The 21,489-nt window shown below is 59.3% G+C and carries 20 protein-coding genes, 1 tRNA gene and 1 pseudogene; 7 read left to right on the forward strand and 15 right to left on the reverse strand.

All coding sequences use genetic code 11. The annotated features are described in order from the left end of the window. Nucleotides 1–2: 2 nt before the first annotated feature. Nucleotides 3–725 (forward strand): pirin family protein, encoded by a 723-nt coding sequence (locus LVD08_RS25125; protein ID WP_096796189.1) that lies wholly within the window; start codon nt 3–5, stop codon nt 723–725. 52 nt (nt 726–777) lie between these two features. Here LVD08_RS25125 and LVD08_RS25130 read toward each other — a convergent pair whose 3' ends face one another. Both LVD08_RS25130 and LVD08_RS25135 read right to left on the reverse strand, forming a co-directional pair. After that, nucleotides 778–1,266 (reverse strand): hypothetical protein, encoded by a 489-nt coding sequence (locus tag LVD08_RS25130; RefSeq protein ID WP_247269509.1) that lies wholly within the window; start codon nt 1,264–1,266, stop codon nt 778–780. 171 nt (nt 1,267–1,437) lie between these two features. Next, nucleotides 1,438–2,313, reverse strand: coding sequence for a LysR family transcriptional regulator (locus LVD08_RS25135; RefSeq protein ID WP_247269510.1), 876 nt, complete (start codon nt 2,311–2,313; stop codon nt 1,438–1,440). Between the two features lie 109 nt (nt 2,314–2,422). On the opposite strand from LVD08_RS25135, the gene LVD08_RS25140 reads away from it, so the two are divergent. From LVD08_RS25140 to LVD08_RS25150, 3 genes are all read left to right on the forward strand, one after another. Then, nucleotides 2,423–3,613: a YbfB/YjiJ family MFS transporter gene (locus LVD08_RS25140; protein ID WP_247269511.1), complete on the forward strand. Its 1,191-nt coding sequence runs from the start codon at nt 2,423–2,425 to the stop codon at nt 3,611–3,613. Nucleotides 3,614–3,674: 61 nt separating this feature from the next. Next, a complete protein-coding gene (locus tag LVD08_RS25145) occupies nt 3,675–4,673 on the forward strand; it encodes an NAD(P)H-quinone oxidoreductase (RefSeq protein ID WP_247269512.1) in 999 nt (332 codons plus the stop codon). A gap of 109 nt (nt 4,674–4,782) precedes the next feature. After that, nucleotides 4,783–5,727, forward strand: coding sequence for an alpha/beta hydrolase (locus LVD08_RS25150; protein ID WP_247269513.1), 945 nt, complete (start codon nt 4,783–4,785; stop codon nt 5,725–5,727). On the opposite strand, the gene LVD08_RS25155 is transcribed toward LVD08_RS25150, so the two are convergent. Further along, the gene (locus LVD08_RS25155; RefSeq protein ID WP_247269514.1) at nt 5,724–7,535 is read right to left on the reverse strand and encodes an ABC transporter ATP-binding protein; all 1,812 of its coding nucleotides are present in this window, start codon (nt 7,533–7,535) and stop codon (nt 5,724–5,726) included. The two genes, LVD08_RS25150 and LVD08_RS25155, sit on opposite strands and share 4 nt — an antisense overlap. Nucleotides 7,536–7,737: 202 nt before the next feature. On the opposite strand from LVD08_RS25155, the gene LVD08_RS25160 reads away from it, so the two are divergent. Then, entirely contained in the window at nt 7,738–8,151 is a 414-nt protein-coding gene (locus LVD08_RS25160; protein WP_103367630.1) for a VOC family protein, read from the forward strand. A gap of 57 nt (nt 8,152–8,208) precedes the next feature. On the opposite strand, the gene LVD08_RS25165 is transcribed toward LVD08_RS25160, so the two are convergent. From LVD08_RS25165 to LVD08_RS25185, 5 genes are all read right to left on the reverse strand, one after another. After that, a complete protein-coding gene (locus tag LVD08_RS25165) occupies nt 8,209–8,538 on the reverse strand; it encodes a hypothetical protein (RefSeq protein ID WP_247269515.1) in 330 nt (109 codons plus the stop codon). A gap of 106 nt (nt 8,539–8,644) precedes the next feature. Then, a complete protein-coding gene (rtcA, locus tag LVD08_RS25170; protein ID WP_247269516.1) occupies nt 8,645–9,673 on the reverse strand; it encodes an RNA 3'-terminal phosphate cyclase in 1,029 nt (342 codons plus the stop codon). An 8-nt stretch (nt 9,674–9,681) separates the two neighbouring features. Then, nucleotides 9,682–10,470 carry a nucleotidyltransferase domain-containing protein gene (locus LVD08_RS25175; RefSeq protein WP_247269517.1) on the reverse strand — a complete coding sequence of 263 codons (789 nt, stop codon included), beginning with the start codon at nt 10,468–10,470 and terminating at the stop codon, nt 9,682–9,684. Between the two features lie 14 nt (nt 10,471–10,484). Further along, nucleotides 10,485–11,711: an RtcB family protein gene (locus LVD08_RS25180; RefSeq protein WP_247269518.1), complete on the reverse strand. Its 1,227-nt coding sequence runs from the start codon at nt 11,709–11,711 to the stop codon at nt 10,485–10,487. 335 nt (nt 11,712–12,046) lie between these two features. After that, nucleotides 12,047–13,594 (reverse strand): RNA-binding protein, encoded by a 1,548-nt coding sequence (locus tag LVD08_RS25185; RefSeq protein ID WP_247269519.1) that lies wholly within the window; start codon nt 13,592–13,594, stop codon nt 12,047–12,049. 204 nt (nt 13,595–13,798) lie between these two features. Here LVD08_RS25185 and rtcR point away from each other — a divergent pair, with 204 nt between their 5' ends. Both rtcR and LVD08_RS25195 read left to right on the forward strand, forming a co-directional pair. Beyond that, complete coding sequence (gene rtcR / locus LVD08_RS25190) at nt 13,799–15,406, forward strand: RNA repair transcriptional activator RtcR (protein ID WP_247269520.1); 1,608 nt, start codon at nt 13,799–13,801, stop codon at nt 15,404–15,406. Nucleotides 15,407–15,580: 174 nt separating this feature from the next. Then, nucleotides 15,581–15,841 (forward strand): hypothetical protein, encoded by a 261-nt coding sequence (locus LVD08_RS25195; RefSeq protein ID WP_247269521.1) that lies wholly within the window; start codon nt 15,581–15,583, stop codon nt 15,839–15,841. 31 nt (nt 15,842–15,872) lie between these two features. On the opposite strand, the gene LVD08_RS25200 is transcribed toward LVD08_RS25195, so the two are convergent. The 7 genes and pseudogenes from LVD08_RS25200 to pheS form a co-directional block, all read right to left on the reverse strand. Beyond that, nucleotides 15,873–16,295, reverse strand: coding sequence for an RDD family protein (locus tag LVD08_RS25200; protein WP_097088693.1), 423 nt, complete (start codon nt 16,293–16,295; stop codon nt 15,873–15,875). A gap of 193 nt (nt 16,296–16,488) precedes the next feature. Continuing rightward, a pseudogene (locus tag LVD08_RS25205) lies at nt 16,489–17,150 on the reverse strand (DUF2625 family protein). Nucleotides 17,151–17,240: 90 nt separating this feature from the next. Further along, nucleotides 17,241–17,317, reverse strand: a tRNA-Pro gene (locus LVD08_RS25210). Between the two features lie 88 nt (nt 17,318–17,405). Further along, the gene (locus tag LVD08_RS25215) at nt 17,406–17,762 is read right to left on the reverse strand and encodes a MerR family transcriptional regulator (protein WP_003179985.1); all 357 of its coding nucleotides are present in this window, start codon (nt 17,760–17,762) and stop codon (nt 17,406–17,408) included. Further along, nucleotides 17,743–18,045: an integration host factor subunit alpha gene (gene ihfA, locus LVD08_RS25220; protein WP_002553164.1), complete on the reverse strand. Its 303-nt coding sequence runs from the start codon at nt 18,043–18,045 to the stop codon at nt 17,743–17,745. The genes LVD08_RS25215 and ihfA overlap by 20 nt, the downstream gene beginning before the upstream one ends. Nucleotides 18,046–18,048: 3 nt before the next feature. Then, nucleotides 18,049–20,427, reverse strand: coding sequence for a phenylalanine--tRNA ligase subunit beta (gene pheT / locus LVD08_RS25225; RefSeq protein WP_247269522.1), 2,379 nt, complete (start codon nt 20,425–20,427; stop codon nt 18,049–18,051). 26 nt (nt 20,428–20,453) lie between these two features. Beyond that, nucleotides 20,454–21,470: a phenylalanine--tRNA ligase subunit alpha gene (gene pheS, locus LVD08_RS25230; RefSeq protein ID WP_047597387.1), complete on the reverse strand. Its 1,017-nt coding sequence runs from the start codon at nt 21,468–21,470 to the stop codon at nt 20,454–20,456. Between the last annotated feature and the right edge of the window lie 19 nt (nt 21,471–21,489).

Raw genomic sequence — 21,489 nt, forward strand, 5'->3', positions numbered from 1 at the left:
TCATGCTGACTCTTCGCAAAGCCTCCGATCGTGGCCTCGCCAATCATGGCTGGTTGAAGTCGTTCCACACCTTTTCCTTTGCCAGCTACCGCGACCCACGTGAACAGGGTTTTTCCGACCTGCTGGTGATCAACGATGACCGCGTTGCCGCCGGAAAAGGTTTCGGCCAGCACCCGCATCGCGACATGGAGATCTTTTCCTACGTGCTCGAAGGTGCGCTGGAACATAAAGACACGTTGGGCACCGGCTCTGTGATCCGCCCTGGCGACGTACAACTGATGAGCGCCGGCAGCGGCGTGGCGCACAGCGAGTTCAACCATTCGGCCACCAAACCCGTGCACTTTTTGCAAATCTGGATTGTGCCGGAGATCAGCGGCGCCAAACCGCGCTATCAGCAGGAGCACTTCAGCGCGCAGAAAAAACGCGGTCGTCTGCAACTGATCATCTCGCCGGACGGCAGCGATGGTTCACTGACAGTGCGCCAGGATGCGCGGGTTTACGCCGGGTTGTTCGACGGCAAGGAAAGCGCCACCCTGAAACTGTCCACCAACCGTTACGCCTACGTGCATGTCGCTCGCGGCAGTGTTGAACTCAATGGCCAGTTGCTGCAGGAAGGTGACGGCGTGCGGGTTCGCGAGGAACAGGCATTGACCCTGAGCAATGGCGTGGATGCCGAAGTCCTGGTGTTTGACCTGCGTCCGCAAGAGCTGCCGCAAATGCCATGAGGCATGGGTTTCCAAAGCCAACAAAAACGGCCTTCGATTGAAGGCCGTTTTTTTATTTTGGCAACACCGATGATGGCAACTCGGCAGGCTTGGCAGCACCGACATCTTTGCCCGCCTGAACCGCCGCCAAGGTTGTTTGTATCGCTGCATACAGGTTGGCCTGACTGGCGAAATAGCCACCTACGACGATGCTGACCACACCAAACAGATGCACAGCCGTTGCCATCCAGACGTTGGCATTTACGGAACCCGCCTTTTTGAGCGCCTCTTTGGACTCGATGGCAATGCCTTGAATCATCGAGTCGTAGCGTTTATCTCGCTCACACTGGATGCGCTCATTAGCCTTGTCTCGCTCTGCCTGCGAGCAAAGGAACTCTCTGATATCGGCGTGCACTCGCTCTACCCGAGCATCCATCCTTGCCTCGATGGTCTCGATCCTGGCGTTGAATTCTTCACGGCTGATAGCGTTCATGGCTTGTGTGTTACGACCTTTGCTCAATATGTCGGTGGTTTGATATTGCTCGAATTCCCTGGCTTTCAATCCGATCCCCTTCCCTGGGTTAGCGATACCTTCTCTGGCGCACCGATTTCCTGGCGCTGCGAGTTGCATCAACCTTAGGACTGGCGCTCCAAGCCCACAAGCCGGCAGATTCTGCTGTGGATGTAGGGCGTTTCGTCAGACGCTGTAGCTTGTCCAAAACGCTTTGAGCCGTCACTCATTCTCCAGTGCAAACGCCTCGACAATCTGCTCAATCACCGCCCTGACCCGTGCGGTGTGGCGCAAGTCCGCGTGGGTCACCAGCCAGACCTCATACGGTTGCGGGCGATTGCGCTCAGGCCAAAGCCTGACCAGGCCATCGCGCTCGCCCATGTACACCGGGATTTCTCCTACGCCCAGGCCAGCCGCAATCGAGCGGCGTACCAACAGACTTGAACTCAGGCTGGCGACAATCCGTCCGCGATGCAGCGGCTCGCAAACCAGCGTCATGTCCTTGTGCGTCTGCAAATACGGCTGGTAGACCACCAGGTCATGGCCTTCGAACGCCGTACCCGGCAGCGGGATGCCATGGGCGTCGATATACGCCTGTGAAGCGAACAATCCCACGGGCCAGCGTGCAATCCGCCGCGCGATCAGATCGGGATTGTCAGGCCGGGTATTGCGCACAGCGATGTCCGCCTCGCGCTTGGCCAGGCTAAGAATCTGCGTGGAGGCGTCCAGTTGCACACGCACGTCCGGGTGCTGCGCGTGCAGGCGGCTAATGGCCGGGATCAGGAAGTCGATGGCCAGCGAGTCGGTGGTGCTGACGCGTACGGTGCCGGTCAGACGATCATCCAGGCCCTGAATCTGCCGCTCAAGTTCCAGCGCCGACTGCTCCATTTTCTCCACGCTTTTGAGCGCGGCTTCGCCGACTGCGGTCAGTGCGTAGCCGTCGGAAGTGCGCAGGAACAAGGTCGCGCTCAGGGACTTTTCCAGCGCCGTGATCCGTCGCCCGACGGTCGCCTGATCCACCCCCAGAACCCGCGCTGCGCCGCGTAATGTCGACTCTCTGCATACCGCGAGAAATACCCGCGCATCATCCCAGTTCATGCTGCCCGCCCCATGCAAATTTGCATCACTATAAAGCCAAATCGCTGCATTACCGCAGCAAAGATAGCCGATATTCTGAGCGCCATAGACCTTCCTCAGGATCGCTGTCATGCGTACATCAACCTCAGCCTTACCGATTTTCTCGGGACTCTGCGCCAGCCTGGTCGGCATTGGGCTGGCGCGTTTTGCCTACACACCGCTTATTCCCTCGCTGATTCAGGCGCAGTGGTTTTCTGCCAATGACGTGGTCTACCTCGGCGCAGCCAATCTGGTCGGCTATCTGATCGGCGCCCTGCTCGGCCGACCGATCGCACGGCAACTGGGCAATAAAAACGCCCTGCGACTGATGATGCTGCTGGTCACCGCAGCGTTTTTTGCCTGCGCATTTCCGTTGTCGGTGAGCTGGTTCTTTGGCTGGCGATTGCTGTCGGGGATTACCGGCGGCGCGATTATGGTGCTGGTGGCGGCGACTGTACTGCCCCACGTGCCGGCATCCCGCAAAGGACTGGCCAGCGGTGCGATTTTTCTCGGTATCGGCCTGGGCATCGCCGCCTCCGGAACCATCGTCCCGCCCTTGTTGAATATGGGCCTGCACGCCACCTGGCTGGGGCTGGGCGGATTGTCCTTGTTGCTGACCGCGATCAGCTGGTTTGGCTGGCCTGTTGATCTACCGCACCCGACCGCCACTCACACAGGCGCGGCGGTTGAGCCAACGCCCTCCGCCGTCTATTTGCTGTTCGGCCAATACGCCTTCATGGCCGCAGGTCTGGTGCCGGCCATGGTGTTCCTGGTGGATTACGTGGCTCGCGGGCTCGGTACCGGGGCGCAGATTGGCGCTCTGGTTTGGGTGATGTATGGCCTGGGCGCAATTGTCGGCCCGGTAAGTTACGGCTTTCTCGCGGACCGGCTTGGCGCGCGGATGGGCATTCGGCTGGTATTGGTGGTGCAGGCGATTGCGCTGGGACTGCTGGCGGTTTCCCACTCTTTCATCGCGTTAGCCGTGCTGGCAGTGATCATCGGTTCATTCCCGCCCGGCATCGTCCCGCTGGCCTTGGCCCGCGTGCATGAACTGGTGCCGGATCACCATCGTCAGCAAATCGCCTGGAGCCGCGCCACCGTATCGTTTGCCACGTTTCAGGCGCTGGCCGGATTTGCCTTTTCGGCGCTGTTCAATGCCACGGGCGGTCAGCACGCAATGCTCTTCGTGATCGCCGCAGGGGCGATTGTCGTGGCGATTTTGTTGGAGCACGCCCTGAAATGGCTGCCCTCAGCGACTGAACAACGTGTCTGTGAAAATTGAAGGGAATCATTGCCCGCGGGCTGCGCTCCCATCTTCAGAACCTCAAGCAACAGGAATCGACATGACTTTGCCCAACGAAATGACCCGGATCGAAATCACTCAACCCGGTGGCCCCGATGTTCTGCAAGCCAAACGCGTGCCGTTGCCGGTCGCTGCAGCCGGCGAAGTGCTGATCCGCGTGCATGCCGCCGGGATCAACCGCCCCGACGCCCTGCAACGCGCCGGCAAATACCCGATGAAGCCGGGCATGAACCCGATCCCCGGTCTGGAAGTGGCCGGCGAAGTGGTGGCGCTGGGTGCCGGTGTCAGTCAGTTTGCCGTGGGGGACAAGGTCTGCGCGCTGACCAACGGTGGCGGTTACGCCGAATACTGCAACGTCCCGGCCGGGCAAACCCTGCCGATCCCCGATGGACTGGATTGGGTGCAGGCCGCCGCTATCCCGGAAACCTTCTTTACCGTGTGGGCCAACCTGTTCGGCCTCGGCGACGTTCAGCGCGGTCAGCGCGTGCTGATTCACGGCGGCACCAGCGGCATCGGCACAACCGCGCTGATGCTCTGCCGCGAGTTCGGCATCGAAGCCTTCGCCACCGCCGGCAGTGCCGATAAATGCGCGGCAATCAGCAAACTGGGTGGGCAGCCGATCAATTATCGCGAGCAGGATTTCGCCACGGTCATCGCCGAAAAAACTGCTGGCCAAGGCGTTAACGCAATTCTGGACATCATGGGTGCCTCGTACCTCAACGGTAATGTCAGCGCGCTGGCGATGGATGGCCGATTGGTGATGCTGGGCTTTCTCGGCGGCGGCAAGGCCAACGACGTCGACCTGCTGGCGATCATGGCCAAGCGTGCGGTGATCACTGGCTCATTGCTGCGAGCGCGCACCGCAGAGGAAAAAGCCGAAATTGCCGAGCAATTGCGCGAACACGTGTGGCCGGCGCTAGCCGCCGGACGCTGCCTGCCGATCATCGACAAGGTTTATTCGCTGAACGATGCGGCCCAGGCGCATGCGCGCATGGAAGGTGGCGACCACATCGGCAAAATCGTTCTGCGCGTGGGCTGAGCCGCAGCATTTTGTAATCGTTGCGAGTAGACGGTGGTCGAAAAAGTCACGCGCAGACCGAGCCTTCTGGTAAAAAGCCTTCTTTGTCTGCGCTGTGGTGAACCGTTTAATGTTCCTGTCCTTCATGACCCGTTTGCGTCGTCGCCGTCTGGCGTTCGCCTGCATGGCTGCGCTGATCATTGGCGTGCCGACGAGTTGTGCGGTGCTCGAGCACACCGAGCGCAAACTGCTGTTTCGCATCGAACCGGGCACGGCCGGCTGGTATCACGGCTTGCCGGGCAGCGTGCAGGAACTCGACTTGCAGCCCAAGAGCTTCAAGGCCGGGCAGAATATTCATGCCTGGTGGTGGCCCGCGGAACGACCGAACGCTCCGGCGATTCTCTATCTGCATGGCGTGCGCTGGAACCTCACCGGACAGCTGTTCCGCATCGAGCAGTTGCGCGCGGCCGGCTACTCGGTACTGGCCATCGACTACCGTGGTTTCGGCCAGAGCAAGGGTGACCTGCCTTCGGAAAGCAGCGTGTACGAAGATGCCCGTGTGGCGTGGGAGCGCTTCAAACTGCTGCAACCCGACCCAAGCAAGCGCCTGATCTACGGTCACTCTCTGGGCGGCGCCGTGGCAATTGATCTGGCCGCCGAACTCGGCCAGGACGCTGCTCGGGACCATACCCCGCTGCCGGTCAAGGGCCTGGTGATCGAGTCGACCTTCACCTCTCTCGCCGATGTGGCGGCGGCAGTGGCCAACACTTCGCTGCCGGTGCGCTGGCTGCTGTCGCAGAAATTCGACTCCATCGACAAGATCGCCGAGATTCACATGCCATTGCTGGTGGTGCACGGCATGGCCGACGCGTTCGTGCCGCCACGCTTCAGCGAGCAACTGTTCAACGCCGCCCGACAACCGAAACGATTGCTTCTGGTGCCGGGTGCCACCCACAACAACAGCATGGCGCTGGGCGGTCAGAATTATCGCAAGGCGCTCGATGCGCTGATGCAGTCCAAACCCGCGCCGCGCGTGGCCGGCCCCGCACTGGTGCGCAGCGCGCAGGACTCCTAGCGATAGCCGCGCGCCTGCAGATCGAACAGTCTGGCGTAGTATCCGTTGGCGGCGATCAGGCTATCGTGATCGCCCTGCTCCAGTATCCGTCCAGCCTCCAGCACCATGATCTGATCGGCGTTGCGCACACTGGAAAAGCGGTGGGAGATCAGCAGGGTCATGCGCCCTTCGGTGTGCTGGCTGAAATGCTCGAACACTGCCGCTTCCGCTGCCGGATCCAGCGCCGAGGTCGGTTCGTCGAGAATCAGGATGTCGGCATCGCGGCGCATGTACGCCCGGGACAAGGCAATCTTCTGCCATTGCCCACCGGACAACTCCTGACCGCCGGCGAACCATCGGCCTAGTTGCGTTGCATAGCCACGGTCGAGGTTTTCAATGAACGGCGCGGCCATGCCTTCGGCCGCTGCGGCCTGCCAGCGCGATTCATCGTTGAACGCCGAGGTATCGCCCACGCCGATGTTTTCGCCCACGGTGAACTGGTAGCGAATGTAGTCCTGAAAAATCACCCCGATACGCCGCCGCAAGGTGTTCTCTTCCCAATCCTGCAAATCACTGCCATCGAGCAGAATGCGCCCCTGATCGGGCCGATACAGGCGCGTCAGCAATTTGATCAGCGTGGTTTTGCCTGAGCCGTTCTCTCCCACCAGCGCCACACTCTTGCCCGGCACCAGGTGCAGGTCAATGCCTTCCAGCGCCGCACGGTGGGCGCCCGGATACCGAAAACCGACGTTTTCAAAGCGCAGGCCATCGCCCGGTTGCGCGCCGACGGTGAGATGGCCGCAATCGGCGAGCACCGGTTCGGCCAGATATTCATACAAGTTGGACAGATACAGACCGTCTTCGTACAGGCCACTGATCGCGCTCAGACTGCTGCTGACCGCACTCTGCCCCTGCTTGAACAACACCAGATACATGGTCATCTGACCAAGACTGATATTGCCGTGCACGGCATCGATCACCACCCAGGCATAAGCCAGATAGAACGCCCCGGTGCCGAGCAAGCCGAGACCGAAACCCCAGCCATCACGACGCAATGTCAGGCGCCGATCCTCGGCGTAGAGCTTGGCAAAGGTGTCCCGATAACGCTGCAACAGCAACGGCGCAAAGCCGAACAGCTTGACCTCTTTGATATAGGCCTCATGGGACAGCAAGGTTTCGATGTAATTTTGCTGCCGACTCTCCGGGGCACGGCGGGTGAACAAGCGGAAAGCGTCGCCGGAGAAATGCGCCTCGGCAAAGAACACCGGCAACGCGCCGATCACCAGCAACAGCAGTGCCCACGGCGAAAAATGCACCAGCAGCACACCGAAGCTGATCAGCATGATCAGGTTCTGGATCAGCCCCAGCGACTTCATCACCAACGCCAGCGGCCGGGTCGAGGCTTCGCGGCGCACGCGCACCAGCTTGTCGTAGAACTCGGAGTTCTCGAACTGCACCAGCGACAGGGTCTGCGCCTTTTCCAGAATCAGCGTGTTGACCTTCTGCCCCAACTGCACCCGCAACAACGACTGCTGCACCGAGAGCGCCCGTTGCGTACCGGACAACAACGCCAGCACGCCCGCCTCCATCAGCACATAACGCAACACCGGCCACAGCGGTGCATCGCCCTTTTGCGCGTGCAACTGCATCGCCGTCACCACCGCATCGACAATGCGCTGACCCAGCCATGCGGCCAGCGCCGGCAGAACGCCGGCAATCAGGGTCGCCAGCACCAACCCCAAAAACAACCCGCGTGAAGTCGCCCAGACCAACAGCAAGGCGCGCCGGGCCTGATCGAACAGGGCGTTGAAGCGGGAAATCAAAGGCATGGCAGAACAAGCTCGATAGGTCGTACAGGGTGTCATGGTACTCCGCAGGTTTTATCCGTGCTGAAGCGCGGCGTTTTCAGAAGAAAAACATCTGGAAAAACTCTGGCCGTTGCGACGTCCAATGCTTTGCTATGGTTTAACCGCCTTTCGCGGAACCTGGCGAACATCGCCTCTCTCCGCGCCTACTGCCAGGAACGCCACCATGCGAATCAATCCCTACCTGATCTTCAACGGCAACTGCCGTGAAGCCTTCACCTTTTATGAGCAAGCGCTGCAAGGAAAACTCGAAGCAATCATGACCTTCGGCGAAACACCCGCCGCCGAACACGTACCGAAAGAGCACCACAACCTGGTCATCCATACCTGCCTGAAGGTTGGCGATCAGATGATCATGGCCTCGGACACCACACCTGATCGCCCGACCGGGGGCATGAGTGGTTGCTCGATTTCACTCAACGTCGACAGCATTGCCGAAGCCGAGCGGGTGTTTAATGCACTGGCCAAGGACGGTCGCGTCGATATGCCGCTGGAAACCACGTTCTGGGCCGCCCGGTTCGGCATGCTGGTCGATCGCTTTGGTGTGTCGTGGATGGTCAATTGCGAGACTGACAAGTGACGTCGACATTTCGTCAGGCATGAAAAAGCCCAACCTCTTCAGGTTGGGCTTTTTGATTTATCGTTGGGCCAGCTCATGCCGCACGCATTGTTCGTAATAGGTCTGCTTGACCGCTGCAGGTTTGAGCTTCGACGTGCTGTTGTAGGTCTGCTCGGTAATCCCCATTGCCGTCATGCGCATCCACGGTTGCTGGAACTTGCGCACCTGCAACTGCTTGCGCGCGCCGTACAACGAGATCCCCGAGAGCTTCGACTGCTGCGCCCCGGCGGCGATGTCCGAGCCCCAGGTACAGGCGAACCGGTGACTCTTGCTCAACTCCCTCGCTTCAATGGCCGAAGCGAAAGCAACCAAGGAAAGCGTTGCAACGGTTATGACAATCGTCCGCATATAGCCAACCTAACCTTTTGAAAAAAGGCGATTTTGCCGGGGAAGCCCAAGCCTGGGGGCCAGCAAATTGCCGCATTCGCGAGATTGATCCGGGCTTGCGACGTGGTCAGCGACCGTTGCGGACCTCAACCCGCAGACGCTCGGGGCCCGCTTCCGAGCATTCGATAGTGACCGGCAAGAAGCGCTCGATCACCGCGATGTTGCTGTGCAGATGCTCGGTCATTCTTGGGGTAGTGAATGATCCGCCACCGGCCAGCGCCATCGGCAGCAGCAACTGGTCGGCGAGGTGTTCCGCCACCGCAGCGTCACTGCGTAACCAGTCTGTCGCTTGATTGATTGCGCTATCAGCGACCTTCTCCGCCCGTAACAACACCTGGCCAAAGGCACTGAAGACTTCGGTGACCTGCTCGAACACGTACTCCAGTAACAGCACGTTACCGGGGCCACGCGCCGGGTCGAGCGTGATCGGATGCAAAGTTTCCGCTGCCCAGCGCATGCGTTTCGCCACCTGATTCAGTTCACGCTCGGCGACGCTCGGTGCGAGACCGGCCGTCAGCGCCAAGGCTTGCTGCGACAGCAGCGCCCCACGCTCACACAGGTCCAGCGGCGTCAGTTGCGACGGCTGCACCGTGACGTCGATCTCACCGCCACCGGCCGGGACAAAGCCGTGACGCAGCAGATCCAGCTCAATGCCGGCACCCATGCGCCGCATCAACGGCAACCAGCTGCGCGTAAGGAAATCGACAGGCGGCGCCAACGGATTATGCGTACCGCCGCTGATCCGTACGCGACTTGTGCCCGGCGCCTGCAACAGCGCCGGCAGCAATGTCTGCAACACCAACGTGCAACTACCGGCCGTGCCGATCGCAAACCGGTAATCACCCGAACGAATCGCTCCCGGCTCGAAGCGCAACTCCTGCGAGCCCAGTTCCGCTCCCGCGATCCGTGCGCCGCAGACTTCGGCGGCCGCCATCACTGCCGTCAAATGCTGGCGTAACAATCCCGGCCGACTGCGGCGGGCACGAATTTGTTTAATGCGAAACGCCTGGCCCGTCACCATCGATAGGCTCAGCGCGCTACGCAACACCTGACCGCCGCCAATCGCGCCGTCCAGTTCAATCACTTGCGGTTCCATTTCAATCCTTACGCATACAACCCGACGATGTCCCTGAGGTAGTCATCCAGTTTTCGCGAGTCTTCCTGAGTTCTGAGTAATGTGGGCACATCGCGTTCGAGTTCGGCAGTGATGAACCTGTGCAGCGCCGGACGACGCGGGCCGTAGGCGCGCTCGACGGCATTGCGTTTAAGTGCCAGCAGTTCGTCGACTTCAGCCAGCAGTGCGCGATCGTCGACCGTGGTCAGCAGGTCGGCGAAGGTCATCGGTGGACGCCCACGCCCCTGATCGATCCAGCGCACCGCCAGCAACGGCCGCAGCACGTAGAAGTACTTCTTGAACCGTACGCTGTCGCCTTGCAGGTACTGGCGAAAGTTGTTTTTCGCCATCGACAGATAGTGGTTGCGGGCTGCCGGCGGGCTGTAGAACGCTTCGGCCAGCTCCCGCAGTTGCGCAACCTGCGCGCTTTCGCTGCGGTACACCAATGGCGAGTCGAGCCACTCCAGCAGCGTCGGGTTGGACTTGCGCAATAACCCGAGGGTCTTGCGCAGTTCCCAGCCGCTGACGTCCAGCTCATCGTCCAATGGCCGCTCGATCACAGCGCGCGGCGTGTCGACCTGAACGAACCACTGCGGTTTTTCCACGTACACGAACCGTACGTCGTAGTCGCTGTCGGTCGAGGCAAAGCCCCAGGCCCGACTGCCGGACTCACAGGCGTACAACACCGTGACATTGCGCTCGCGCTCTATACGCGCCAACTCTTCCAGTACCCGCGCACGCATCGTGGCGCACAGCGGGTGGCGTTCTGCAAATTCCATGACTGCTGATCCTTTTATCCTTTGACGCACACCACTTGCCGCAGGGTGTGCAGCACTTCCACCAACTCGCGCTGGGCGTGCATGACTTTGTCGATGTCCTTGTAGGCCATCGGAATTTCGTCGATCACCGCTTCGTCCTTGCGGCACTCGACATGCGCCGTGGCGCGGATCTGGTCTTCGACGGTGAACGTATTCTTTGCCTTCGTTCGGCTCATGGTGCGGCCGGCGCCGTGGCTGCAGGAGCTGAACGACTCTTCGTTGCCCAGGCCGCGCACAATGAAACTCTTGGCGCCCATCGAACCCGGAATGATCCCGAGTTCACCTTTCTTCGCCGACACCGCGCCTTTGCGGGTGACCAGGATTTCTTCGCCGAAATGCCGCTCTTTCTGCACGTAGTTGTGGTGGCAGTTGACCGCTTCCAGCGCCACCTCGAACGGTTTGCGAATGATCTGGCGCGTGGCCTGAATCACCGCGCGCATCATCAATTCGCGGTTCTGTCTGGCGAAGTCCTGCGCCCAGCTCACCGCTTCCACGTAATCATCGAAGTGCTGGCTGCCTTCTTCGAAGTACGCCAGGTCACGATCCGGCAAGTTGGCGATGTGTTGCCGCATATCCGCCTGAGCCATCTGAATGAACAGGTTGCCAATGGCGTTGCCGACACCGCGAGAACCACTGTGCAACATGAACCAGACCCGGTTGGCTTCGTCCAGGCAGACTTCGATGAAGTGGTTGCCGCTGCCGAGCGTGCCCAAGTGCCCACGGTTGTTGGTGTTGGTCAGTTTCGGGTACTTGTCGGTGATCAGTTTGAAACGTGGCTGAAGCCCCGCCCAGGCCTGATCGGCTTGCTGCGGAATCTCGTCCCATGCGCCCTTGTCGCGCCGCGAACGGTTCGAACTGCGGCCATGGGGGACCGCTTGCTCGATGGCGCTGCGCAGGCCTTGCAGATTGTCCGGCAGGTCGGCTGCGGTCAGCGACGTGCGTGCGGCGATCATGCCGCAACCGATGTCCACGCCGACGGCCGCCGGGATGATCGCACCCACCGTCGGAATCACGCTGCCAATGGTCGAGCCCTTGCCCAGATGCACATCCGGCATCACCGCCAGATGCTTGAAGATGAATGGCATCTTTGCCGTGTTCATCAGTTGCTCGCGGGCCTCGTTTTCCACCGGGACGCCTTCGGTCCAGAGTTTGATCGGCTTGCCGTTGGCGACTTCGAGCAGTTGGTAAGTGTGTTCTTTCATTTCTCTATTCTTTATTCGTTGGCCGATGATTCGGCGTTGTTCCGTCATGTGCAGCGACAAAAAAACAGACACTGTGGCTCCGCCAGTCGAGCCCCCGTTGCCGGGGCGGGATTCGAACCCGCGTTCCGATGGAGTACCTGTTGCATTCGCTGCCCTCTTTTTCAATAAGGTGGCACGACAAAAGTTGATGACTGTTGCGCGTTGCCGCGCACCGGGGTTAACCGGTCTCAGATGTACAGCCATCAGGCATTCGTGCCGTCACACACGCTGACAAGGGTTTGATGAGACGTCTTGGATGTAGTCCCACCGGCATTCAGCGCCTGTGACAAATCAATTCATTGCATCTTCTCGATCGCTTCGACCCAGTGCTGGGCACCGTAACGACCGCTGGTGAACTGCTCGACCACATCGAACACCGCATCGCTGAAACCGCCGACATTCAGAATGTCATCGCGGTCGGCTGCCTGCGTTGCATAACCCGGCTGGATATCGATGCACACCAGCCGTGCCTGCGGGTTGATCCGCTTGATGCGCTCCCACTGGAGCATGGTCTCACTGGCACCACGGCGCCGCGTGTCGATCCAGGACTCGTTGTCCGATACCAGAATCAACGTATCGACCCTGGCCTTGCTGTCCGCCAGTTTCTTCAATGGCGCCGAGCAGTTGGTGCCGCCGCCAAAGGCCCTGGCCAGTTTCTCCGCGTTGCTGATCACGCTGTCCCGTGGGTTGAGCTTGATATCCACCACCTTCACTTCGAACGGCATCACCCGCGCCGCCGGCTGTTTGCGCAACACCGCCGCCGCGACCAGTGCCGCCACATCAATGCAACGCACTGCGGTGGTTGCACCCTGACGATAACCGGTCGCCGGGCTGCCCATTGAACCCGATACGTCCGGGCAAACCACCACCGCGCCTTCCAGCTTCGGCACGTTGGCCAACGACAACTCAAGTGCATCCTGCAACGCCTCGCGGATCTGCAGCGGTACGTTATCGCCAACCATCCGATAGGCCGCCAGCAACTGGTATGGATAAACCCGCGCCTTTGCCACTTCTTGCGGATCTGCAAGTCGCGCGGCCACGTAATCGACGCAACCCGGAACCTCGAACGCGCCATGCCGCGCCAGGGTGTTGAGGTTGATGCGCAACCCCTGCCAGCCCATGTTGCAGGCCTGCGCCGCCCATTGCTCTTTGCTCAGGGTTTCGTTGCCGAGCAGTTGAAACGGTACCGCGGGTACTTGGTGACTCGCACCGCTGCGAAATGCCAACAAATCGCGGGTCAGTTGAGGCAATGCCTGCACATCCACCGGTTTGCCGATCAACCACGCGAAGAACGCTTCACGCCAAGCCTCAGCCGGTTTCGGGTGAACCATCTTCACCACGTCCGCCAGCGATGGCTGGTTGCCAATCGACGCTTGTAGCAGTTGACGTTCGGTCGCGCCGTTCAGCCAGTTCTGCACCAGACGTTTGGGTTGCGAACCAAGGGATTTGCGCCCGGTGGCGCCACTGCGCAGGATCTGCACGTAGTTGCGCAACATCTTGCCGCTGTCGATCACTTGTTCAAACACCTCAGGCACCAGCGTCGAACGGTTTGCCGTTAACGCCGCGAGCAGCAATGCCGGCATGTCTTTCATGTGGCCCTTTTGGCGAGCGTAGACAGCAGCCTTCGCCACGAAACGGCTGTCGAGTTCAGCCACCAGCTTCAATACTTGATCCAGCTGGCTTTCAGCGCTGGCGTAAAACGTCTGGTTCAGGCAACCGGTGACCGCCAGCTGGGCCAGTTGATGCTTCGGCGTGTAGGCATATGCCGAGGCACCGGAGGCATTCAAAGTGTCGCAGGCTGGCAGCTGTTTCGATTGCGTGTTGAAGAGTTTGAAGTTGGCCATCGTGGCGTCTCGCTGTGTTGTCCTGTTCGTTGCGATAGATATTGCAGCGGCTGTGCCAGTTTTTGAGAGGCGCAAAATTTATTTTTTATCTTATTGATTTATATAGTTTTTTTATTTTTTATCGATTTCTTTGAGCTGAACCGAAGACAAACCCAGTGTGAGAAACCTATCATTTGATATCGTCATTTATCTTTTGAGATAGCCATGCCCAACAAACGCACCGTCGCCATCGGTTTTATCGGCGCCACCCTGGACCGCGTTGGCAAAGGCGCCAATCGCTGGAGCCACTGGCGACCGAGCGTTGGCCTGTGCCAGCAACCGGACGTGCTGATTCATCGTCTGGAACTGATTCACGGTATCGACGCGCGCGACATCAGCCTCGCTGAACGGGTTCGCGCCGATATCCAGCAGGTCTCGCCGGAAACCGAGGTACACCTGCACCCCGTGGCACTGCGCAATCCGTGGGATTTCGAAGAGGTCTACGGCGCACTGCATGACTTCACGACGGCCTACAGCTTCGATACCGAGCACGAGGACTATCTGGTTCACATCACCACCGGCACCCACGTCGCGCAGATTTGCTGGTTCCTGCTGACCGAAGCACGCTATCTGCCGGCGCGCCTGATCCAGACCTCCCCCGCCCGACGCAAAAGCGAAGATGAACAAGCCACCGGCACTCACGCGCTGATCGACCTCGACCTGTCGCGTTATGACCGCATTGCCTCGCGTTTCGCCAACAAACGCCTCGAGGGCCTGGAGTTCTTGAAGTCCGGCATCGCCACCCGTAACGCGGCGTTCAACCGCTCCATCGAACAGATTGAACGCGTGGCCGTGCGCTCCAAGGCGCCCATGCTGCTGATCGGCCCGACCGGCGCCGGCAAATCGTTTCTCGCCCGACGCATCTATGAACTCAAACGCAGCCGCCATCAAATGCAGGGCCGGTTTGTTGAGGTCAACTGCGCCACCCTGCGGGGCGACGGTGCGATGTCGGCTCTGTTCGGTCACGTCAAAGGCGCATTCACCGGAGCGCAGAACGCCCGCGACGGCCTGCTACGGGCAGCGGACGGCGGCATGTTGTTTCTCGATGAAATCGGGGAGCTGGGCGCGGACGAACAGGCGATGCTGCTCAAGGCGATCGAAGAAAAGCGCTTCTTTCCGCTTGGCTCCGACAAGGAGGTCGACAGCGACTTCCTGATCATCGCCGGCACTCACCGCGATCTGCGCAGCCGCGTCGCCGAAGGCCTGTTCCGCGAGGATCTGTACGCGCGCATCAACCTCTGGACATTTGATTTGCCCGGCCTGGCCGGCCGCCGCGAAGACATCGAGCCCAACATCGATTTCGAGCTCGAACGTCACGCTCGCGATCACGGCCAACTGGTGCGCTTCAACCTCGAAGCGCGCCGACGCTACCTCGCCTTCGCCAGCTCTCGGGAAGCGGCATGGCTGGGCAACTTTCGCGAATTGTCAGCGTCGATTACCCGGATGGCCACGCTGGCGGACAGCGGACGAATTGATGAGGCGCAAGTGCAGGAAGAAATTGATCGACTGCGTTATGCGTGGGGGCTGGCGCAAGCGGACGGCGTGTCGGATGACCTCCCGGGAGACGCCGCTAGCCTCGACCTGTTTGATCGACTGCAATTGAAAGCGGTAATTGACGTATGTCGGCAAGCGGACAGACTGTCGGATGCCGGACGCAGACTGTTCGGCGTATCGCGCAAGGCCAAGGCGCAGCCGAATGATGCAGATCGCTTGAGAAAATACCTGAGCCGCTTCGGGATTGAATGGGCCGACTTGCAAGGCCGCAAAATATAGCGCGGTGTTTTCGCGGCGCTTTGTCGCGGTCATGTTTGTGGTCGGCTTGATAGAAATCCTTCTACTTTCACATTGGGCCGGGTATCTGTGACTTTACCGCTCGTCCAACGGCCAGCACCTTAGGCCTGTTCATGCCTCCAAAGAGTTACCCACATCGCGCGGAAGACTCAGATCATGAACAAGTCGATTGCAACCCTGACGCTTGCAAGCCTGCTGTTGACTGGCTCGCTCTTCACGCAGACCAGTTCGGCAGCAACACCGACGGCCTCCTCCGGCACAAATCAGGCGCAAAGCTCAGAGTCCAACGAGGAAAAAGCCAATAAAAAAGGCGAAGAAGCGTCAGGCTCAAACTCCGGCGCCGAACCGCAAGAAACGCAGAAAGACGCCGCAACCTCCAGTGACTCGGAGGACATTAAGCAAGGTTCGAAACCTTAACACCTGGGCGACTGCCGTCGCCCCACTTGACTCACCTGACACGAATCACAATTGTTGACGCAAGCATGTCGCCCAGGCGTTTGCGCGAGCCAAAGAAGATGAAAATCCAGTCGAGGATGTTCAGAAACGGCGTTGTGATATTGCGTATGAACGATTGATACAGATTGCAGTTCAAGTAGCTACGCTCATCAATCACCGACATCCCCAGCAGCTTTTTACCCAGGCTTTGCCCGTTGGGCATTGCGTCGGAAAACAGGTAATACGCCACACCCGTACCAAGAGCCAGGACAGCCACCACATTTGGCGGCAAACCAATAAACTCCGCCAGCCGTCCTACGAAGAGGATCAAAAAGTAGGTGATCAACGTATCGATGATCTGCCCACCCCAGCGACGGCCCAGCCCTGCGAGATTTTTCGGCTTTTGATATTCACTGCTGGTATTGCTGATGTCCATGCGCCTTCGCTCGATCGGAATTTAGATGACTGAGTATCGGCACCCGATCGCCAATATTTAGTGGCGCTTCAGAGGCGAGCGCACTGACAGTACGGTCTATCAAACCCCGCAATACTGCTGCACATGGCTCGGCTCGCTGAAGGTAAAGAAGTAGAAGTAAATCAGCCCTGACAGGCAGAGTATCAACCCGACATCAGAGTAGCTGCGCAGAACCATTGCCGAGCTTGCGTGCCAACTCGACATTCATTTCGAACTGTTCGCTGACATCAATCGCCGTACGGCGACTCTTTTCGACTGAGCCTTCCCGAGTCCAGAGAAACGGGAAAAACGAAAAGCACTGATCCGCTTCCAGCGCCTGCAGGTCGCGAATCCAGCCGTTCCAGCGCAAACCGTCGTAGAAGGTCGCGAGCCGATTACTCAACGCCCAACCCAGAAAGTCGGTGTAAGCAATGTGCAATGGCTCCCACAACAGCGTGTCAGGCGCCCAGTAATACATCGCCCCAACTTCTTCACCCAAACCACCGCCATTGAGAGCAAAAAAACCTCCAGCGGCATCGTCGGCGACCAACATATAAGCATCAGCACGGCCGCCATTCCAATCCAGAAGATTTCGCGGTAATTGCAGATGCCCGGAGCCGAGCACACGTAACCAACCGTGATCAATCAACAGCCCACCCGTTTCGAAGGCGATCGCACCTAAAGTCGATTTAGTCGTGAGCTGAAGACCTGAAAGAACTCTGCCATTTTCGGTGGAGGGAGGGAGTAACTGATAGTTGAGTACGGCTTCCCCAGCATTTTTTCAATGATGGGCAGCGCCGGATCCCGCTTGTCTATCAAGTGATCCAAATTTTTCATCCAGCGACCTTTTTTTGCGCGAGCTTTGCGCAGGCACAAAAAAGCCGATCTAGATGATCGGCTTAAGTGTCTGATTTTACTCAGGAATAATGGTCGGGACGGAGTGATTCGAACACTCGACCCCTAGCACCCCATGCTAGTGCGCTACCGGACTGCGCTACGCCCCGACTGGTTTGAAACCCGCCCTTCGTCTCGAAGAGCGCTCAAGAATATATCGCAAGCTTTTGAAAACTGGAAGTATTCAAACGCAGCTTTTTATTTCTTGAGCACCACCAGTACATCTTCAAGCTCAGCGATCATCTGGCGGATCATTTGCTTGTATTGGGTGGTGTCGTCTTTGGCTTCATCGCCGGACAAACGCAAGCGTGCGCCGCCGATGGTGAACCCCTGATCGTAAAGGAGCGCGCGGATCTGCCGGATCATCAGCACATCCTGGCGCTGATAATACCGGCGGTTTCCGCGGCGTTTGACGGGGTTGAGCTGAGGAAACTCCTGCTCCCAGTAGCGCAGCACGTGTGGTTTTACCGCACACAGCTCGCTGACTTCACCAATGGTGAAGTAGCGTTTGCCCGGGATGACGGGTAGTTCGTCGTTATGACTTGGTTCCAGCATAAGCCTCAACTCGGGCCTTCAACTTCTGCCCTGGACGAAAGGTGACCACACGGCGAGCCGTGATCGGGATTTCTTCCCCCGTTTTCGGGTTGCGGCCAGGCCGCTGGCGTTTGTCCCGAAGGTCGAAATTGCCGAAACCGGACAATTTGACCTGCTCGTTGTCTTCAAGAGCGTGCCTGATTTCCTCGAAAAACAGTTCAACCAATTCCTTGGCTTCCCGCTTGTTCAGGCCCAGCTCTTCATACAGACGTTCCGCCATCTCAGCTTTCGTCAAAGCCCCCATACGTCACTTCCTTAACGTGGCGTTCAACCTTTGTTCGAGCGAGGTGAGGATATTTTGCGTCGTCGAATTCACCTCATCGTCATTAAGAGTGCGCGATGGATGCTGCCAGGTCAAGCCAACTGCAAGGCTTTTTCTATCAGGATCAATGCCTTTACCCTGATACACGTCAAACAGCCTGAGATCCGTGAGCCATTCGCCTGCATTTTCACGGATTACGTCCAGCACAGCCGAGGCCGCGACGTCTTTGTGCGCAATCAGTGCAAGGTCACGACGCACTTCAGGAAAACGCGACAACTCGTGGAATTGCGGCATTTTTCCGGAAGCGACTTCAGCCAGAACCAGCTCGAAGACGAAGACCGGACGATCCAGGCCCAGGGCTTTGGACAGCTCAGGGTGGATCGCACCGATAAAGCCGACTTCACGCCCGTCACGTTCGATGCGCGCGGTTTGCCCCGGGTGCAGCGCCGGGTGTTTACCCGGAGTGAAAGTGAAGGTATCCAGTGCACCGGCAAAGCCCAACACCGCTTCAACATCAGCCTTCACGTCGAAGAAATCGACGGTGTCGCGACCCTGCGCCCAACCTTCCGGCAGACGGCTGCCGCAAACAACACCCGACAGCATCGGTTCTTGCTTCAGACCTTCCAGCTGACCGACGAAGCGCAGACCGCTTTCGAACAGACGCACGCGATCCTGCTGGCGGTTCAGGTTGTGCTGCAACGCCTTGACCAGGCCCGGCCACAGCGAGGAACGCATGGCAGCCATATCATTGGAAATCGGGTTGGCCAGCAACAGCGGCTCAACGCCCGGGTTGAACAGTTCGAACTGTTTCGGATCGATGAAGCTGTAAGTGATCGCTTCCTGATAACCACGGGCTACCAGCAGACGACGCAGCTCAGGCAATTCGCTGCGTGCTTCAGCCTTCGCTTGCGGCGCCAGACGCGCTTGCGGGTAACGAACCGGCAAACGGTTATAGCCGTACAGACGCGCCAGCTCTTCGATCAGATCGACTTCCAGACTGATGTCGAAGCGGTGACTTGGCACTTCTACGCGCCACTGCCCTGCTCCGTCAGCGGAAATCTTCAGACCCAAGGCGCTGAGCAGACGCTCCACCTGAGCCGAATCCATTTCCATCCCCAGCATCTGGGTGATGCGCTGCGCACGCAGGGTGATCGGCGCGATCGACGGCAGGTGCTGTTCGCTGACGGTCTCGATGATCGGGCCGGCTTCACCACCGGTAATTTCCAGCAGCAGGCCGGTGGCGCGCTCCATGGCTTCACGGGCCAGCTGCCAATCCACGCCACGCTCGTAACGGTGCGAGGCGTCGGTGTGCAGGCCGTAGGAACGAGCCTTGCCCGCCACGGCAATCTGGTCGAAGAAGGCACTTTCCAGGAAAACGTCGCGAGTGGTTGCGGAGACACCGCTGTGCTCGCCACCCATTACGCCGGCAATTGCCAGAGCGCGGGTGTGGTCGGCAATCACCAGGGTATCGCTACGCAGGCTGACTTCCTGACCGTCGAGCAAAACCAGCTTCTCACCCTCTTCCGCCATACGCACGCGGATGCCGCCGTTGATTTCGGCGAGATCGAAAGCGTGCAGTGGCTGACCCAGCTCAAGCATCACGTAGTTGGTGATGTCGACGACAGCGTCGATGCTGCGCACATCGGCGCGGCGCAGACGTTCAACCATCCACAGCGGGGTTGGTTTGGACAGATCAACGTTACGGATGACACGACCCAGGTAACGCGGGCAGGCGGCAGGCGCCAGCACTTCTACCGGACGCACTTCGTCGTGCACAGCCGGAATGGTCATGACCACCGGGCGAGTGACCGGCGTGTCGTACAGCGCACCCACTTCACGGGCCAGACCGGCCAGCGACAGGCAGTCGCCACGGTTCGGGGTCAGGTCGACCTCGATGCTGGCATCTTCCAGATCCAGGTACACACGGAAATCTTCGCCCACCGGCGCATCGGCCGGCAGTTCCATCAGACCGTCGTTGCCTTCACCAACCTGCAGCTCGGCTTGCGAGCACAGCATGCCGTTGGACTCGACGCCACGCAGCTTGGCCTTCTTGATCTTGAAGTCGCCCGGCAGTTCGGCACCGATCATGGCGAACGGAATCTTCAGGCCCGGACGCACGTTTGGCGCACCGCACACGACCTGGAAGGTTTCCGCGCCATTGCTGACCTGGCACACACGCAACTTGTCGGCATCAGGGTGCTGCTCGGTGCTCAGCACCTCGCCCACGACCACGCCGCTGAATACACCGGCGGCCGGGGTCACGCTATCGACCTCCAGACCCGCCATCGACAGACGAGCAACCAGCTCGTCGCGACTTACCTGCGGGCTAACCCAGCCACGCAGCCATTGTTCACTGAATTTCATCCTGCTCTCCTAAGAATTCGTTACGACTAGCGAAATTGCGCGAGGAACCGCAAGTCGTTGTCGAAGAACAGACGCAAGTCGTTCACGCCGTAACGGAGCATTGCCAGACGCTCGACACCCATGCCGAAGGCAAAACCGGAGAACTCTTCCGGATCGATGCCGGACATGCGCAGCACGTTCGGGTGCACCATGCCGCAGCCCATGACTTCCAGCCAGCCGGTCTGCTTGCAGACGCGGCAGCCTTTACCGCTGCACATCACGCATTCCATGTCGACTTCAGCGGATGGCTCGGTGAACGGGAAGTACGAAGGACGGAAACGGACGGCCAGCTCTTTTTCGAAGAACACCCGCAGGAATTCTTCGATGGTGCCTTTGAGGTCGGCGAAATTGATGTCGCGATCGACCAGCAGGCCTTCGACCTGGTGGAACATCGGCGAGTGGGTGATATCGGAGTCGCTGCGATACACACGGCCTGGGCAGACGATGCGGATCGGCGGCTGCCTGGACTCCATGGTGCGGACCTGTACCGGCGAGGTATGGGTGCGCAGCAACATGTTGGCATTGAAATAGAAAGTGTCATGCATCGACCGGGCCGGGTGGTGGCCTGGGATGTTGAGCGCTTCGAAGTTGTGATAGTCGTCTTCGACCTCAGGGCCTTCGGCGATGCCGTAGCCGATGCGGGTGAAGAACTGCTCGACTCGTTCCAGAGTCCGGGTCACAGGATGCAGACCACCGGAGGTCTGGCCACGGCCCGGCAACGTCACGTCAATGGATTCGGCAGACAGTTTGGCAGCCAGTTCGGCTTCTTCAAACAGAGCCATGCGCGCATTGAGAACGCCTGTAACACGCTCCTTGGCAACGTTGATCAGGGCGCCGACTTGCGGACGCTCTTCTGCCGGCAAATTCCCCAGGGTCTTCATCACCTGAGTCAATTCACCCTTTTTGCCAAGGTATTGAACCCGGATTTGCTCCAGGGCATTGATATCTTCAGCGCTTTGCACAGCCTCTAGTGCTTGAGAGACCAGCGCATCCAGGTTTTCCATGTACAGACTCCAGATACAA

The sequence above is a fragment of the Pseudomonas sp. YL2 genome, from assembly GCF_023063025.1.
Lineage (GTDB): Bacteria > Pseudomonadota > Gammaproteobacteria > Pseudomonadales > Pseudomonadaceae > Aquipseudomonas > Aquipseudomonas putida_A.